This window comes from Acidobacteriota bacterium (assembly GCA_020845575.1).
Lineage (GTDB): Bacteria > Acidobacteriota > Vicinamibacteria > Vicinamibacterales > Vicinamibacteraceae > Luteitalea.
Genome location: JADLFL010000013.1, coordinates 14,837 through 30,445, shown reverse-complemented (window position 1 = coordinate 30,445; position 15,609 = coordinate 14,837). Strand labels below are relative to the sequence as shown.

Annotated in this window: 15 protein-coding genes; 13 read left to right on the top strand and 2 right to left on the bottom strand. The window is 68.9% G+C overall.

All coding sequences use genetic code 11. The features are described 5' to 3' along the window. Nucleotides 1-318 precede the first annotated feature (318 nt). Genes IT182_03615 through IT182_03565 form a run of 11 tightly spaced genes read left to right on the top strand, consistent with a single transcriptional unit; the run spans nt 319 to nt 11,201 of the window. Entirely contained in the window at nt 319-1,797 is a 1,479-nt protein-coding gene (locus tag IT182_03615; GenBank protein MCC6162419.1) for a type I 3-dehydroquinate dehydratase, read from the top strand. Further along, nucleotides 1,794-3,299 carry an anthranilate synthase component I gene (trpE, locus tag IT182_03610; protein MCC6162418.1) on the top strand — a complete coding sequence of 502 codons (1,506 nt, stop codon included), beginning with the start codon at nt 1,794-1,796 and terminating at the stop codon, nt 3,297-3,299. The genes IT182_03615 and trpE overlap by 4 nt, the downstream gene beginning before the upstream one ends. Nucleotides 3,300-3,301: 2 nt before the next feature. After that, complete coding sequence (locus IT182_03605; protein MCC6162417.1) at nt 3,302-3,868, top strand: aminodeoxychorismate/anthranilate synthase component II; 567 nt, start codon at nt 3,302-3,304, stop codon at nt 3,866-3,868. Then, nucleotides 3,868-4,896, top strand: a complete 1,029-nt coding sequence (gene trpD, locus IT182_03600) for an anthranilate phosphoribosyltransferase (protein MCC6162416.1) — start codon at nt 3,868-3,870, stop codon at nt 4,894-4,896. Before IT182_03605 ends, trpD begins: the two co-directional genes overlap by 1 nt. Beyond that, the gene (gene trpC, locus IT182_03595; GenBank protein ID MCC6162415.1) at nt 4,893-5,729 is read left to right on the top strand and encodes an indole-3-glycerol phosphate synthase TrpC; all 837 of its coding nucleotides are present in this window, start codon (nt 4,893-4,895) and stop codon (nt 5,727-5,729) included. Before trpD ends, trpC begins: the two co-directional genes overlap by 4 nt. Next, nucleotides 5,726-6,388 carry a phosphoribosylanthranilate isomerase gene (locus tag IT182_03590; protein MCC6162414.1) on the top strand — a complete coding sequence of 221 codons (663 nt, stop codon included), beginning with the start codon at nt 5,726-5,728 and terminating at the stop codon, nt 6,386-6,388. Before trpC ends, IT182_03590 begins: the two co-directional genes overlap by 4 nt. A 2-nt stretch (nt 6,389-6,390) precedes the next feature. Beyond that, nucleotides 6,391-7,620, top strand: a complete 1,230-nt coding sequence (trpB, locus tag IT182_03585) for a tryptophan synthase subunit beta (protein ID MCC6162413.1) — start codon at nt 6,391-6,393, stop codon at nt 7,618-7,620. After that, nucleotides 7,617-8,417, top strand: a complete 801-nt coding sequence (locus IT182_03580; GenBank protein ID MCC6162412.1) for a tryptophan synthase subunit alpha — start codon at nt 7,617-7,619, stop codon at nt 8,415-8,417. Before trpB ends, IT182_03580 begins: the two co-directional genes overlap by 4 nt. 17 nt (nt 8,418-8,434) lie before the next feature. Further along, the gene (gene pheA, locus IT182_03575) at nt 8,435-8,737 is read left to right on the top strand and encodes a chorismate mutase (protein ID MCC6162411.1); all 303 of its coding nucleotides are present in this window, start codon (nt 8,435-8,437) and stop codon (nt 8,735-8,737) included. Nucleotides 8,738-8,754: 17 nt separating this feature from the next. Beyond that, nucleotides 8,755-9,801: a 3-deoxy-7-phosphoheptulonate synthase gene (gene aroF, locus IT182_03570; protein ID MCC6162410.1), complete on the top strand. Its 1,047-nt coding sequence runs from the start codon at nt 8,755-8,757 to the stop codon at nt 9,799-9,801. Next, nucleotides 9,798-11,201, top strand: coding sequence for a prephenate dehydrogenase/arogenate dehydrogenase family protein (locus IT182_03565; GenBank protein ID MCC6162409.1), 1,404 nt, complete (start codon nt 9,798-9,800; stop codon nt 11,199-11,201). The genes aroF and IT182_03565 overlap by 4 nt, the downstream gene beginning before the upstream one ends. 10 nt (nt 11,202-11,211) lie before the next feature. On the opposite strand, the gene IT182_03560 is transcribed toward IT182_03565, so the two are convergent. Next, nucleotides 11,212-11,670 (bottom strand): hypothetical protein, encoded by a 459-nt coding sequence (locus IT182_03560; protein ID MCC6162408.1) that lies wholly within the window; start codon nt 11,668-11,670, stop codon nt 11,212-11,214. A gap of 57 nt (nt 11,671-11,727) precedes the next feature. On the opposite strand from IT182_03560, the gene IT182_03555 reads away from it, so the two are divergent. Both IT182_03555 and IT182_03550 read left to right on the top strand, forming a co-directional pair. Continuing rightward, entirely contained in the window at nt 11,728-13,236 is a 1,509-nt protein-coding gene (locus IT182_03555) for a leucyl aminopeptidase (protein ID MCC6162407.1), read from the top strand. A gap of 88 nt (nt 13,237-13,324) precedes the next feature. Further along, the gene (locus IT182_03550; GenBank protein ID MCC6162406.1) at nt 13,325-13,627 is read left to right on the top strand and encodes a hypothetical protein; all 303 of its coding nucleotides are present in this window, start codon (nt 13,325-13,327) and stop codon (nt 13,625-13,627) included. Between the two features lie 7 nt (nt 13,628-13,634). Here IT182_03550 and IT182_03545 read toward each other — a convergent pair whose 3' ends face one another. Then, entirely contained in the window at nt 13,635-15,608 is a 1,974-nt protein-coding gene (locus IT182_03545) for an N-acetylmuramoyl-L-alanine amidase (GenBank protein MCC6162405.1), read from the bottom strand. Between the last annotated feature and the right edge of the window lies 1 nt (nt 15,609).

Sequence of the window (15,609 nt, the reverse complement as noted above, 5' to 3'; positions counted from 1 at the left end):
GTCGTTGACGTGCTCTGGCGACTTTGGTAGGGTTCCTCCGACATGCGGGGCTGTGTCGCGTTCTCCTTCGTCTCCGGGCTCATCACGCGCAGTGCGTCGTCCACGACGCGCTATTGGTGGTGGTTTGGGTCCTCAGTCGAAGGGGCGGCCGTCTAGCCGCGCACAGACCAGCACCACGCGAATCGCGTACCTGGCGCCCCTTCGGCCTCTCGCCGATGGGGCGTTTTCATTTGATGCGGCAACGACGAATGACCAATGACGAACATCACCCTCTTGCCCTTTGCCGTCTGACCGTAAGCCGCAAGCCCTGAGCCGCCCATGTTCTCCCCGTCCCTCGTCGCCACGCTGGCCGATCTCGCTCCTGACGCACTCGCGCCGGCGCGGGCTGACGCGCTGCGCGTGGCCGATCTCGTGGAGTTCAGGTTGGATCGACTGCCGGCGTTGCCGCTGGCCGATGTCCTGGGGGAGGCGACTGCCCGCGCGATCGTGACCCTGCGTCCGGTCCGCGAGGGAGGGCGCTTCGAAGGGGAGGAGGGGCAGCGCGAAGTCGTCCTGCGCGAGGCGCTCGGGCTGGGTGCGGCATTCGTGGACGTCGAGTGGGACGCCGCGTTCGGCGATGCGGTGATTGCCGCCTTCCCGGGCCGTGTGGTGTTGTCGCGCCACGATTTCGCAGGGATGCCGGCCGACGTGCCCGCGCTCGTGCGGGACATGGCCGCCCGCCGGCCAGGTGTGGTCAAGGTGGCCGTCACGCCCGGTTGCCTGATGGATCAGACGGCGTTCGCGGAAGCGGCGACAGCGGCTGGCGACGTTCCCGTCGTGCTGATCGCGATGGGCACGACAGGTCTGGCGTCGCGCCTCCTGCCGGAGCGGTTCGGCTCGCGCTGGACGTATGGGGGGGGCGCCATCGCACCGGGGCAAGTGACACCCATCGTGATGCGCGAGCGCTATGGCGTCGGCCGGCATTCGGCCGACACGCTGGTGCTGGGCGTGGCGGGCCGTCCGATTGGCCATTCGTTGTCGCCGGTGTTGCACAACGCCGCGCTCCGTGCGCGTGGCATCGACGGCGTGTACGTGCCGCTCGAAGCTCGCGACATCGACGACCTCCTCTCGTTTGCCGACCACCTCGGCGTGCGCGGCCTCAGTGTCACGGCGCCGTTCAAGCTCGACGCGCTTGCCCGATCGGCGAGTGCAGAGCCCGTCGCAGAACGAGTGGGCGCCGCCAACACGCTCACGCGCACGCCGGGCGGGTGGGTCGCCGGCAACACCGACGTCGAAGGCTTCCTGTTGCCGTTGCGGTCGCGAGTGCCGCTGCGCGGCGCGCGAGTCGCCGTGCTCGGGGCAGGTGGCGCGGCGCGTGCCGTCGCTGCCGGGTTGCACGACGAGGGCGCGACAGTCACGGTGTACGCGCGTCGTCGCGAACAAGCCGCCGCGCTCGCGGATCTCGGCGCGGCAACAGGTGAGTGGCCGCCGCCCGCCGGGTCGTGGGACGTGCTCGTGAACACCACGCCCGTCGGAACAGCCCCGCACGTCGATGCCACGCCTGTCGACGCGGCGTGTCTCGCGGGTGGAGGGCTGGTGTACGACCTCGTCTACAACCCGGGCCAGACGCAGTTGCTGCGCGACGCGGCAGCCGCGGGCTGCGCCACGCTCGGCGGACTCGAGATGCTCGTGGCCCAGGCCGGTGCGCAGGTGGCCACCTGGTTCCCCGTCGAGCCGCCGATCGACGCCATGCGCGCCGCCATCCACGCCGAAGCGCCACACCTGGCGTTCGCGCCGGAGACCTCATGTCAGCGATGACCCAGACCACTTTCGAAGAGTTCGTCGATCTCGCCGGCCGCGGGACCTTCGTGCCCGTGTGCCGCGAACTGCTCGCCGACCTCCTGACGCCCGTGTCGGCGTTCCTGCGCGTGGCGGAACATTCCGATTACGCGTTCCTGTTCGAGAGCGTCGAGGGCGGCGAGCAGGTGGCGCGCTACTCGTTCCTCGGCAAGGACCCGTTTCTCGTGCTCCGCGCGCGCGACGGCAGGGCCGTGCTCGAGCAGGGCGGTCAGTCCTCGGCGCTCGACGAATCGTTCGTGGGAGCGCTGCGCCGGATCATGGCGGAGTACCGGTCGCCGTTCGTGCCAGGCCTGCCGCGCTTCACCGGCGGCGCCGTGGGGTTCTTCGGCTACGACGCGTCGCCATGGTTCGAACCGGCCCTGCAGGACGTGTGGCGCCAGTTCGACGACCAGCAGGATCCGCGCGACGAGGCGGCGTTCATGCTGTTCGACACGGTGCTGGCCTTCGACCACGTCAAGCACCGCATCCTGCTCATCGCGAACGCGCGCATCACGCCGAGCGACGACCTGGCGTCCCTGTACCAGTTCGCCAACGCGCGCCTCGACTTCCTGCAGCGCGAGCTCGAACAGGCGCACACGCAACCGATTGCCACCGGCGGCGACCAGACGGCGCCGCCCGCGGTCCGGGCGCTCACCACACGCGAGGACTTCGAGCGCCACGTGCGCACCGCGCAGGAGTACATCGCACGCGGCGACATCTACCAGGTCGTCCTGTCGCAACGGTTCGAAGTGGATCTCGAGGCGGATCCCTTTTCGGTCTACCGCGCGCTCAGGCACGTGAACCCCTCGCCGTACATGTACTTCACGCGCGTGGGCGATCTGTCGATCGTCGGGTCGTCGCCGGAGATGCTCGTGCGCGTGGAAGGCGGGCAGGCCGAGACCCATCCCATCGCAGGCACGCGGCCGCGCGGCGCGACGCACGATGAGGACCTCCGTCTCGGCGAAGAGCTCAAGCGCGACGAGAAGGAGCGGTCCGAGCACGTGATGCTCGTGGACCTCGGACGCAACGACCTTGGCCGCGTGTGTGCGTACGGCAGCGTCAGGGTGCCGCAGTTCATGGCGCTCGAGCGCTACTCGCACGTGATGCACCTGGTGTCGCGCGTGGTCGGGACGCTCGACGATCGCGCCGACAGGCTCGACGCGCTCGTGTCGTGCTTCCCGGCGGGCACCGTCTCCGGTGCACCGAAGATTCGCGCGATGGAGATCATCGCGGAGCTCGAGGGCCGGCCGCGCGGCGTCTACGCCGGTGCTGTGGGATACCTGGATTTCGCGGGCAATCTCGATTGCTGCATCGCCATTCGCACCGTGTGGATGCACGGCGGGACCGCCTACGTGCAGGCCGGCGCCGGCATCGTGGCCGACAGCCATCCGTCCGCCGAGTACGACGAGAGCCTCAACAAGGCGCGCGCGGTGCTGCGTGCGCTCGAACTCGCCCACGCACTCGGGCGTCACGCCGGCTGATCATGGTCCTGCTGATCGACAACTACGATTCGTTCACCTACAACCTCGCGCAGTACTTCGGCGAGCTCGGGGCCGAGGTGGCCGTGCATCGCAACGACAGGATCACGCTGGCGGAGATCGCGGCCCTGCAGCCGTCGCACATCGTGATCTCGCCGGGACCCGGACGACCCGAGGATGCGGGCATCTCGGTCGACGTCCTGCGCGAGTTCGGTCCACGCATTCCGACGCTCGGCGTGTGTCTCGGGCATCAGGCCATCGGCCATGCCTTCGGCGGCCGCGTCGTCAATGCGCCGGTGCTGATGCACGGCAAGACCTCGCAGGTCGAGCACGACGGCAAGGGGGTGTTCCGCGACATCGCGCAGGGATTCACGGCAGCGCGCTACCACAGCCTGATCGTGTCGCCCGACGGACTGCCAGACGTGCTCGCCGTGACGGCGCGCACCACGACAGACGGCATCATCATGGGCCTGCGCCACGCGGAGTATCCGATGCACGGCGTGCAGTTCCACCCCGAATCGGTCCTCACCGAACCGGGCCACCACCTGCTGCGCAACTTCCTGGAGCTGTGATGTTCGCGCCCCTGCTGGAGAAGCTGCAACGCCATGATGCGCTGACCGCCGACGAGGCGGCCGTCGCGATGGCCACGATCATGCGCGGCGACGCGACACCGGCGCAGATTGCCGGGTTCCTCATCGCGCTGCGATCGAAGGGCGAGCGTCCCGAGGAGTTGGTGGGGCTCGCGCGCGCGATGCGCGCCGCGTCGGTCCCTCTGCCGCAACGCTTCGACGAGGTGTTCGATACGTGTGGCACGGGAGGCGACAACGCCGGGACCGTGAACGTGTCGTCGATGGCGGCCGTCGTGATCGCGGCGTGCGGCGTGCGCGTGGCCAAGCACGGCAATCGATCCGTGTCGAGCCGCAGCGGGAGCGCCGACGTGTTCGAGGCGCTCGGCGTGAATGTGGCCGCGTCGCCTGCTGTCGCCGCGCGTTGCCTGGAAGAGGCCGGTATCGCGTTCCTCTTTGCGCCGACGTTCCATCCGTCCATGCGTCATGCGGCGTCCGTGCGGCGTGAACTCGGCGTGCGTACGGCGTTCAACCTGCTCGGCCCGCTGACCAATCCCGCCGGCACGACGCGACAGCTCGTCGGCGTCCCGCGCCCGGAACTGACTGAACTCGTGGCGCGCGCGCTGGGATTGCTCGGGTCGGCGCACGTGTGGGTCGTACATGCGGCGGATGGCCTGGACGAGGTGTCGACGACCGGATACACGAAGGTGTCCGAATGTCGCAACGGCCTGCTGCGGACGTTCTTCATCCATCCGGCTGCATACGGCCTGCCCAAAGCGTCGATCGACGATCTGCGAGGCGGCGATGGCGCGCACAACGCGGCGATCGCGACGTCGGTGCTCGGCGGCGCGACGGGTCCTGTCCGCGACATCGTGTTGCTCAACTCCGGCGCGGGTCTCTTCGTCGCAGGGCGCGCATCGAGCGTCGCCGATGGCGTGCTGATGGCGGCGGCAGCCGTCGACAGCGGGCAGGCCGCGCGTACGCTCGCCGATCTCGTGCGCGTGTCGCATGCACCCGAGGAACAACAGGCATGACCGCCGGTACACCGTCGGTGCTCGACGCGATCGTCGCCGCCGCACATACGCGCGTCGATGTCGCTCGGGTGCGCGTGCCGCTCGCGCACCTGGAGCGGCAACTTGCGGACGCGCGCGCAACGGGTCGCGGATCGCGGCCTTCGTTCGCGCAATCGCTCGCCGCACCTGGCATCCGCGTGATCGCCGAGTGCAAACGCCGTTCGCCGTCGAAGGGCGTGCTGCGGCAGACATACGACCCTGTGGCGATCGCCGGCGCCTATGCAGCGGCTGGTGCGGCGGCGGTGTCCGTGTTGACGGAGCCGACGTTCTTCGATGGCGCACTCGAACATCTGATCAACGTCCGACGCGCCCAGCCGTCGTTGCCGCTGCTGAGGAAGGACTTCACCGTCGATGAGTACCAGATCGCGGAGGCCGCTGTGGCCGGTGCGTCGGCGGTGCTGCTCATCGTTGCGGCACTGGACCAGGTGACCCTTGCACGGCTGCTGGCGTACGCCGATGATGTCGGTCTCGACGTCCTCACTGAAGTCCACGACGAGGACGAGGCGCGCCGAGCCATCGATGCCGGCGCGACCATCGTCGGCGTCAACAACAGGAACCTCAAGACGCTGGCCGTGTCGATCGAAACGTCGCGGAGGATTGCGCCGATCGTCGCCTCGGCGCGCGTGCGCGTGGCGGAGAGCGGATTGCGTACCGGCGAGGATCTCGCGCGCCTGCGCGAGGCCGGGTACCACGCGTTCCTGATGGGTGAGCGATTCATGACGGAACCGGAGCCCGGCGCCGCGCTGGCCAGAGTCATGGCCGACGCGGACGCGGCCGGCGAGGCGCCGCGATGACACGGATCAAGATCTGCGGCATGACGCGCGTGGCGGATGCCGTCGCCGCTGTCGACGCAGGCGCCGATGCCATCGGTCTCATCTTCTGGGCGCGCAGTCCGCGCACCGTGGACGAGCAGCAGGCGCGGGCCATCGTGTCCGTGCTGCCACCGTTTGTATCCGTAGTCGGCGTGTTCGTCGATGAGACGCGCGACAACGTACGTGTCATCGCTGACTTCGTCGGCCTGACGGCCGTGCAGTTGCACGGGCGTGAGGAACCGGAGGACTGGATAGGGTTCCCGCGCGCCGTGGTGAAGGCGATGCCGCTTGCGTCGTATGAGCGGAATCCGTGGCGTGCAACGGATGCCGGCATCCTTGTCGACGCGCACGATCCGGTCACCATCGGTGGAACGGGTCGCACCATCGACTGGCAACAGGCAGCAACGATCGCGTCGGAGCGACATCTCGTGCTGGCTGGCGGCCTGCGTCCGGAGAACGTCGGCGACGCGGTGAGAGTCGTGGCGCCATGGGCTGTGGACGTGGCGTCAGGGGTGGAGTCGGTGCCCGGTATCAAGGACCATGCACGCATGCGGGCGTTCATCGCGGCGGTGCGAGAGGCGGATGCGGTACGACAACGGTCGGCGTCGGCATCCCACACAGAACAGGAATCAGCGCAATGACGATGGCAGCGGAGGCGGGCCGGGGACGTCCCGTGTTCGGGCGTCGGGATCCCGATGCCCGAGGGTATTTCGGCGAGTTCGGCGGGCGCTTCGTGCCCGAGACGCTCGTGGCGCCGATGGACGCGCTGGCCGCGGCGTACTTCGAGGTGCGACACGACGCCGCGTTCATCGCGGAGTTCGAGGACCTGCTGCGGCAGTTCGTCGGCCGACCGACGCCGCTCTACGAGGCACGCAGATTGTCGGCGGCGTGCGGCGGCGCCACGATCCTGCTGAAGCGAGAGGATCTCGCGCACACGGGCGCGCACAAGATCAACAACGCGCTCGGACAGGCGTTGCTCGCGCGCCGCATGGGCAAGCACCGGATTGTTGCCGAGACCGGCGCGGGCCAGCACGGCGTGGCGACAGCCACCGTGTGCGCGCTGCTCGGCCTGCAGTGCGTGGTCTACATGGGCGTCGACGACATGGCGCGGCAGGCGCTCAACGTCTTCCGCATGCGCATGCTGGGCGCCGAGGTCCGTGGCGTGGACTCTGGCTCGCGCACGTTGAAGGACGCGATCAACGAGGCGATGCGTGACTGGGTGGCCACGGTGCGCGACACGTACTACCTGCTCGGGTCGGCGCTCGGCCCGCATCCCTATCCGCTGATGGTGCGCGAGTTCCAGTCGGTGATCGGCGAGGAGGCGCGCGCGCAGTGCATGGCGCAGTACGGCAGGCTGCCTGACGCGGCTGTCGCGTGCGTCGGCGGCGGCAGCAACGCGATGGGCCTCTTCGACGCGTTCGTCGCTGACGAGGGCGTTCGACTCGTCGGCGTGGAGGCCGGCGGCGAAGGAATCGAAGGCGGCAGGCATGCCGCGCGCTTCGCCGGCGGGACGCCAGGCGTGCTGCAGGGCACGCGCACGTGGGTCCTGCAGGACGAGGCGGGCAACATTTCGCTGACGCATTCGATCTCGGCGGGTCTCGACTACGCGGCGGTGGGACCTGAGCATGCGGACTTGCTGCAGCGCGGCAGGGCTGAGTACAGGTACGCGACGGATCCCGAAGCGCTCGCTGCCTTCGAACGGCTCGGGCGTCTCGAAGGGATCCTGCCCGCGCTCGAGTCCGCGCACGCCATCGCGGCAGTCGAAGCCGTTGCGCGCGAGGTCGGTCCGGACGGACTCGTGCTCGTCAATCTGTCGGGACGCGGCGACAAGGACGTCCAGAGCATCCAGCACCGCCTCGGAGGTGAGGCATGAGCGCGCGGCTGGACCAGGCGTTCGCACGCATGAAGGCCGAGAACCGGACGGGACTTGTCGCCTTCGTCACGGGCGGCGATCCGACACTGGCGCGCTCGGGCGAGGTGATTCGCGCCGTGGACGAGGGTGGTGCCGACGTCATCGAAATTGGCGTGCCGTTCTCGGATCCGCTCGCCGATGGTCCGGAGATCCAGCGGTCGTCGGAACGGGCGCTTCGCGCGGGTGCGTCGCTGCGCGGCGTGCTGGATCTCGTCGCCGACCTGCGCGCCGACGTGCGCGCGCCCCTCATCCTCTTCAGCTACGCCAACCCCGTCGTCCGCTACGGGGTGGAGGCGTTTGCCGCGCGTGCCACCGAGGTCGGGGTCGACGGCGTGCTGTTGCTCGACCTCCCGCTCGAGGAAGCGCAGCCGACGCGTGACGTCCTGGTGTCGCACGGTCTCGCCCCCATCTTCCTGCTCAGTCCGACGACGACGGGGGAGCGCGTGCGGAAGGCCGACCAACTGGGGAAGGGCTTCTTGTACGCGATCTCGCGGCTCGGCGTCACGGGTGTGCGCGAACAGGTCGCTGATGATGCGCGCGCGCTGGTCGAGCGTCTGCGCCAGGACGCGACGCTGCCGATCGCGCTCGGCTTCGGGCTGTCGCGCCCGGAACATGTGCGCAACGTGGGCCGCTACGCCGACGCGGCGGTGGTCGGCAGTGCGCTCGTCGCGCAGATCGCGAAGCACGGAGATTCGCCGGCGCTGGCCGATGAAGTGCGCGCGTTCGTGCGCTGGCTGCGAGAGGGGGCGCCGGCATGACCGACCCTGACTGGCGCATGCGCGTGCTGCGCGACCGTATCGACGCACTCGACGAGCAGATCGTCGCGTTGCTCAATGAACGCGCGTCGTGCGCGCTGGAGATTGGGGAGATCAAGCGCGAAGTAGGCATGGCGATCTACCAGCCGGGCCGCGAGAAGGACGTGCTGGATCACGTGCGGCGGGTCAACGGCGGTCCGCTCGATGGGGATGCGCTCCTGCGGCTGTTCGAGCGAATCATCGACGAGGCCCGTCGACTCGAACGCGTGGTGCAGTCGCAGAACGATGGCACCGGCGACGCCGCAACAGAGATGCAGGGGTAAGTGAGGAGACCGCAATCATGGTCGTGGTGATGGAAGAACGCGCGAGCGAGGAGCAGATCCAGCGCGTGGTGTCGCAACTGGTGCAGATGGGATTCGACGTACATCGATCGACCGGCTCGCATCGCACGGTCATCGGTGCGGTGGGCGAGGGTCGTCGCGATCCGGGCCTGCTGCAGGTGCTCGACGGCGTACAGGACGTGATGCGGATCACCGAGCCCTACAAGCTCGCGAGTCGCACCTTCAAGTCCGAGAACTCCGTCGTCACCGTCGGCGATCTGCGGATAGGTGGCGACGAGGTCATCGTGATGGCCGGCCCGTGTTCGGCCGAGAACGAAACGCAGGTGATGGCGACAGCGGCGGTCGTCAGGCGGGCGGGCGCCAAGGTGCTGCGCGGTGGGGCGTTCAAGCCGCGGAGCTCGCCGTACAGCTTCCAGGGGCTCGGCCAGCAGGGGCTCGAACTGCTGCGCGCGGCGGCCGAGGCACACGACCTGAAGCTCGTCTCCGAAGTCATGGACGCGAGCCAGATCGCGCTGATGGATGCCTACGTGGACATCTACCAGGTGGGCGCGCGCAACATGCAGCACTTCACGCTGCTGCGCGAACTCGGGCGCGTCCGCAAGCCGGTGCTCCTCAAGCGCGGCATCTCGGCCACCATCGAGGAATGGCTGCTTTCGGCCGAGTACGTGCTGGCCGGCGGCAACACGGACGTGATCCTCTGCGAGCGCGGCATCAGGACGTTCGAGAGCTACACGCGCAACACGCTCGACATCTCCGCGATCCCGGTGGTCAAGAAGCTGAGTCACCTGCCGATCGTGGTCGATCCGAGCCATGGCACGGGCCATCGCGACAAGGTGGCGCCGATGGCGCGCGCGGCAATCGCCGCCGGTGCCGACGGCCTGCTCATCGAGGTTCACAGCGATCCCGACAACGCGATGAGCGATGGGGCGCAGTCGCTGTTCCCGGGGCAGTTCGACAGGCTGATGGCCGAACTCCGGATCATCGCGCCGGCCATCGGCAGGAGCATCTGTCAGGAGCCTGTGACGCGTCGCGGCTGGGGACAGTGAACGAGCCCGCACCGTTCGAGCGCGTGCTGCTGGTCGGCTGCGGCCTGATCGGCGGTTCTCTCGGACTCGCCATCAGGGTGGTGTGGCCGGACGTGTCGGTGTCCGTGATGGACCCGGCGGCAGACCCGCGCGTGAAGGATCACTTCACGCTGGCATCCTCTCCGGCGGTGGCGCGCGACGTCGATCTCGTCGTGCTCGGCGCGCCCGTGGCGGAGAACCTGCGCCTGCTCGACGCCTTCGCACCGCACGTCGGCGCTGCAACTGTCGTCACGGACCTCGGCAGCACGAAGGCCGCGATGGTCGATCGCGCCAGGCGGCATCGGTCGATGGCATTTCTCGGCGGACATCCGATGGCCGGCGGCACGCACAGCGGATTCGCGCACGCGGATGCAGGCTTGTTCCTCGGCAGACCGTGGATCCTCACGCCTGATCCCGAGAGCGCTCGCGGGCCGCTGGCCGAGGGCGAGGCACTCGCCCGTCTCACGCAGATGGTGGTGGGTATCGGCGCGCGTCCCGTCGTGATGGGGGCCGACGAGCACGACCGTGTGATGGCGTACGTGAGCCACCTGCCGCAGGTCGTGAGCAGCACCCTGATGGCCGTCACGGGCAAGGCGGTGACCACAGACGGCCTCCAGTTCGCCGGACCCGGCCTGGCCGACACGACGCGACTGGCGGGGAGCACGCCGGCGTTGTGGCTCGACATCCTGGCGACCAACGCTGCACACGTCGGTCAGGCGCTCGATGCGCTCCACGCGGCGCTGCCGACGTCGGAGATGCTTTACGGCGACGCGGGAGCCATGCAGCCGGTGCTGCAGGATGGACGTCGCTGGCGCACGGCATTCGATGGGCAGCGCCCGCCGGCCTCGTCGCCGCGCATGCTGCACCGGCCGGCCGTGCGGACGTTCCTCGAGATGACGTCGCCCTCGCAGGTGGTGCGTTGCGAGTTTCCCGACGTCGATGCCACTGTTCGGCGCCTGGATCACGTACCGGGTTCGCTGTATCGCTACCTGTACCGTGAAGTCGGCAGACCGTGGCACTGGGTCGACAGGTGGGACTGGAGCGACGCACGCGTCGCCGAACACCTGGCGTCAGGCGGGATCGAGATCTGGCTGTTGTCGGTGTCCGGAACGCCCGCCGGCTATTTCGAACTGCACCGGACGGCGCAGGAAGTGGAGATCTGTTACTTCGGATTGCTGCCCGAGTTCACGGGGCAGCGCCTGGGACCGGCGCTGTTGAGTCTGGCTGCCGATGAAGCCTGGCGCAGCGCTCCGGTGCGCGTGTGGCTCCACACATGCTCACTCGATCACCCCGCCGCGCTGCGCAACTACAAACGCGTGGGCTTCACGCCCTACAGGGAAGAGCAGTACGACGCGAAGATCCCCGTCGGCCGGCCGTTGTGAGGTCGCCCGCTCACTCCGGGATGTCGGCGTGGTCGCGGATACCCGAGCGGACCTGCACGAGGTACGACGCACTGCCGACGACCTTGTCGCCCTTCTTCATGCGGAAGCGCACGGTGTACCGGCCGCCCATCTGGTAGACGTGCGTGGCGGAGTGATAGCGGCGGATTTCGCTCACGCCCGGTTCGTGCGGCGGGCAATCGGGCGTGTTCTCGGATGAGGTCCCGTCGTCCCAGTCCCAGACGATGGTGGTGCAGTAGAACGGCTCGTAGTCGGTCGCGCCGCCCTTGAGTTCGGCCCTGACCGTGATCTTCGCCGGCGAGAACGCGATGAGCGGCGTGACCCTGAGATTGATCTCCGGCTTTCCCGGCTCCTTGCCCGCCTTCGTGTCACGATCCCGCGACGGTTCCTGCGCGGCCATCGCCGCGCCCGCCAGGGCCACGAGCATCGTTGTCTGCCAGATGCGCCGCATTTCCGCATCGTAGCACCCACGCGTGGTCGCGCAACGCGAGGTATACAATGTCGGGTCATGCTGTTGCACGAGTTCTACACCACGCCGACGCTGCGTCTCGTGGTGAGTGAGCCCGCCGGCGTCGACGCCGACGTACTGGTGATCCCTGTCGCCGCCGAGGCGGACACCACCGGGCCTGCGCTTCCGGATGGTGTGGCGGCGGCCGTGGCGGCGTTGCGCGCCTCCGGCGAATTGAAGGGGGAGCCGCACGAACAGCATTGGCTCCGTGGCGAGGGGACCGCGGCAGGACGGGTGTTGCTGCTCGGGATCGGCGCCGCTGGCGCCATGACGACGGACCTGGGACGTCGACTCGGTACCGCGGCAGGTCTTGCAACCCGGTCGCGTGGCTTCGGACGCGTGGCGGTGGTCGCGCACGGCGGACTGTCTGACGAGGCGGTGGTGCGGGCGCTGGCAGAAGGCCTGACGATCGCGGCGTTCCACGTCGACGCGTACAAGACGAAGGACCGGAAGCTGGCCGACCTGCACTCGGCGGCCATCGTCGTGTCCGAAGGCGGCGCTTCGACGCTCGCCGACGCCGTTGCGCTGGGTTCCGTGCTGGGTGAGGCGACCAACGTCGCGCGGGCGCTGGCGCACGAGCCGCCCAATGTCCTCACGCCCGTGACGCTCGCAGCCCGCGCGCAGACGCTGTTCGCGGGAACGCCGGTGCAGGTGGACGTACTGGACGAGGCGCAGATGCACGAGCGGCACATGGGATTGCTGCTCGGCGTGGCGCAGGGCAGCGTCAACACGCCGCGCATGATCGTCCTGACCTACGACCCGGGTGTCGAGGCGGGCCGGGTCCTCGGTCTGATCGGCAAGGCCGTCACGTTCGATACGGGCGGCATCTCGATCAAGCCGGCCGAGAACATGGACCGCATGAAGTACGACATGTGCGGTGGGGCAGCCGTCATCGGCGCCTTCCATGCCATCGCCCGCACCGGCGCGCCGTGCAAGGTGATCGGCGTGATTCCCTCGGTGGAGAACATGCCGAGTGCGTCGGCGTTCAGGCCCGGCGACGTGCTGACGGGCGCGAGCGGCGCCACCGTCGAAATCACCAACACCGACGCCGAAGGACGGCTCATCCTGGCCGACGCGCTCTGGTACGCCCGGCATCTCGGCGCCACGCACCTTGTCGACATCGCGACGTTGACCGGCGCGTGCGCCGTGGCATTGGGTCGCGTTGCGTCAGGGCTGTTCGGGACGCCGGACTCGTGGCGAGGCGCGGTGCAGGACGCTGGCGTTCGTGGCGGCGACTTCCTCTGGCCGCTGCCCATGACCGACGACTACAAGGACCTGCTGAAGAGCGACATCGCCGACATGGTGAACGCGGCGGGCACGCGCTACGGCGGGGCGATCAGTGCGGCGCTGTTCCTCAAGGCGTTCGCCGGGGACACGCCGTGGGCCCACCTGGACATCGCCGGCACGGCATGGGCCGACGAACCGAAGCCGTGGCAGCCGAAGGGACCGACGGGCGTGGCCGTGAGGACGCTCGTGGAACTCGCCCGCTCGTCACGCGCCTGGCACTGACGTGACGCAGGCGTCAGGACAGCCGGCGGCCGATCGACCGCCGGCGACGCCTCCCGCAGAGCCTCGACCTGGCGTCGAGGCTCTGCCCGTGCCGGGGAAACCGGCGGGCACCGGCATTCTCGTGCAGCCCGGCGTGGGCCCGCGTGAAGTGCCGCTCATGTCGATCCGCGAGGAGCAGAAGGCCGAACGCGTACAGGTTGGCCCCGTCACGCCGGACATCGGCGTACCGGATGTCCTGCTCGGGTCTCTGGGTATCGTCGCGGTGATGGTGATCGGCGCGCTCGTGGTCGGCGCGATCCTCGGCGGTATCCTGGTGTTCGTGAAACACACGCTCGGGTGGGGTGGCCCCGACCGCGACGATCAGGACCACATCTCTCTCACCGAACGGTAAGCGTCCGCTATTGTGTGCGCGCGGTGACCGTCGCCGCACCGCTCTTGAGCGCGCGCTGGTATCGCACCACGGCGTCGCGCAGCGCTTCGGCGATCTCCTGTCGGTACGTCGACGTCTTCAGGCGTCTGCCTTCGTCCGGCGTGCTCACGAAGCCCACTTCGGCGAGCACGCTCGGCATCGACGCCCCGATCAACACCACGAGCGGCGCCTGCTTGATGCCGCGGTCGGGCAGTGAGCTCTCCGTCTTGCGCAGCCGCGTCACGAGATTCGACTGCACGATCTCGGCAAGATCGCGCGACTCGTCGAGCTTGTTGTTCAGCGTGATCGCCTTGACGATGTCCGGGAGCTGACGCATGGAACCCTTGGCGATGGCGTTCTCTCGCGCGGCGACTTCCTCGGCCTCGCTCGTGTTCGCGAAGTTGAGGACGAACGTTTCGATGCCCTGCGCCGTGCGTCGACGGCTCGAGTTGGCGTGAATGGACAGGAACAGATCGGCGTTCTGACGGTTCGCGATGCGCGTGCGCTCCTCGAGCTCGATGAACACGTCCGTGCGTCGCGTCATCACGACGTCGATGCCTGGCTCCTGCTGGAGCAGCTTCTCGAGCCGCAACGACACGTCGAGCACGAGTTCCGCTTCGCGGATGCCGTCACCGAGCGAGCCCGGGTCGTGGCCACCGTGACCGGGATCGATGACGATGCGAGACACACCGAGCCCGAGTTGACGGGCGAGCGAGTAGCTGCCGGAACTGTTCGACTCGGGCGCTGATGGTGCCGTCGTGACGTTCGGGCCAGCCGGGGCAGAGGGGAGTGTCGCGATGGGTGCCGTCACGGCAGGCCGGGCTCCTGCATCCGCCGACACCGATGGCGACGGTGGAGGCGTCGTGACGGGAGCCGCCGGAGGTGGGAGAGCCACGGCGCGACTCGCGCTCACAGTCTTTGGTGCCGTGGACACGGCGCTTCCGGGGGTGGCGCGTGCGACGCGGGCCGGATCGCGATACATGTCGAGCACGAGCCGGTACGGGTTGTAGAGCGTGAAGAGGCTGTGGCGCGCCACGTCTTCGGTGTCGACGACCACGCGCGTCACGCCGCCGGGATGCGTCCCGACGCGGACCTCGCGCACGATGTCGCCATCGGGGAACGGCATGGCGCCTTCCTCGATGGATGGCGCGAGGCTGGCGCCGCGAAGGTCGAAGAACAGGCGCGAGGGATTCTTCAGGGTCTCCTCGTGATACGCCACCTCACCGTCGAGCTCGATGGTGACGCGCACGACTTCCGGCAGCACGACACGCGTGATGTCGCGCACCACGACCTTCGTCGTCGCACGCTTTTCCGCCGGCGGTGAGGGAGTGGTAGCACGCGTGGGTGCGGCAACGGGCGCACTCGCGTCAGGCTCTTCGTCCGGGGGCGCCGAGGGTTCGGCTTCGGCCGTGCGGATGTTGGCCTTCGCGAGTTCAGTGGCGGCTGGCGGCGGCGCCGGGGGGGCCGCCGCCGCACTGCGTGTCACGGGTTCGGCCTTCGTGGTCTTCGACGCGGTGTCCGAGATCTTCCGCAGGCGCGTCTGCGCATCGCGCGTGAGCGAACTCGACGGATACTCCTTCACCAGCCACCGCAGCATCGCCATGGCGCTGTCGCGATCCTGGCGTGCGCCGTACGAGATGTTGGCGTCGTAGGCGAGGTTCGCGCCGTTCCACAAGGCATTGTCGGCGTAGCCGCTGCGCGGCCACCGGCGTGCGATGGTGTCGTACTCGATCACGACGGCGCGCATCTGCGACAGCGGGGCCTTCCGGCGCGATGCCCGCAGCGCACGCTCACGGGCGAGCGTGCGTTCGTAGGCCGCTTGTGCCGTGCGTGCCCGCGCCACCTGACTGACAGGTGCCGCCTGCCTTTTCGCTGGCGTCTTCTTCTTCTGCGCGGCGTCCATCGGCACCCACACGGTGAGCGCCAGTGCCGCCGCGACGATGATCGGTACGCTGCGTCGCATC

Excerpts from the sequence above, each read along its gene's own strand:
- IT182_03615 (MCC6162419.1), top strand. The coding sequence starts at position 319 with ATGTTCTCCCCGTCCCTCGTCGCCACGCTGGCCGATCTCGCTCCTGAC.
- trpE (MCC6162418.1), top strand. The coding sequence starts at position 1,794 with ATGACCCAGACCACTTTCGAAGAGTTCGTCGATCTCGCCGGCCGCGGG.
- IT182_03605 (MCC6162417.1), top strand. The coding sequence starts at position 3,302 with ATGGTCCTGCTGATCGACAACTACGATTCGTTCACCTACAACCTCGCG.
- trpD (MCC6162416.1), top strand. The coding sequence starts at position 3,868 with ATGTTCGCGCCCCTGCTGGAGAAGCTGCAACGCCATGATGCGCTGACC.
- trpC (MCC6162415.1), top strand. The coding sequence starts at position 4,893 with ATGACCGCCGGTACACCGTCGGTGCTCGACGCGATCGTCGCCGCCGCA.
- IT182_03590 (MCC6162414.1), top strand. The coding sequence starts at position 5,726 with ATGACACGGATCAAGATCTGCGGCATGACGCGCGTGGCGGATGCCGTC.
- trpB (MCC6162413.1), top strand. The coding sequence starts at position 6,391 with ATGGCAGCGGAGGCGGGCCGGGGACGTCCCGTGTTCGGGCGTCGGGAT.
- IT182_03580 (MCC6162412.1), top strand. The coding sequence starts at position 7,617 with ATGAGCGCGCGGCTGGACCAGGCGTTCGCACGCATGAAGGCCGAGAAC.
- pheA (MCC6162411.1), top strand. The coding sequence starts at position 8,435 with ATGCGCGTGCTGCGCGACCGTATCGACGCACTCGACGAGCAGATCGTC.
- aroF (MCC6162410.1), top strand. The coding sequence starts at position 8,755 with ATGGTCGTGGTGATGGAAGAACGCGCGAGCGAGGAGCAGATCCAGCGC.
- IT182_03560 (MCC6162408.1), bottom strand. The coding sequence starts at position 11,670 with ATGCGGCGCATCTGGCAGACAACGATGCTCGTGGCCCTGGCGGGCGCG.
- IT182_03555 (MCC6162407.1), top strand. The coding sequence starts at position 11,728 with ATGCTGTTGCACGAGTTCTACACCACGCCGACGCTGCGTCTCGTGGTG.
- IT182_03545 (MCC6162405.1), bottom strand. The coding sequence starts at position 15,608 with ATGCGACGCAGCGTACCGATCATCGTCGCGGCGGCACTGGCGCTCACC.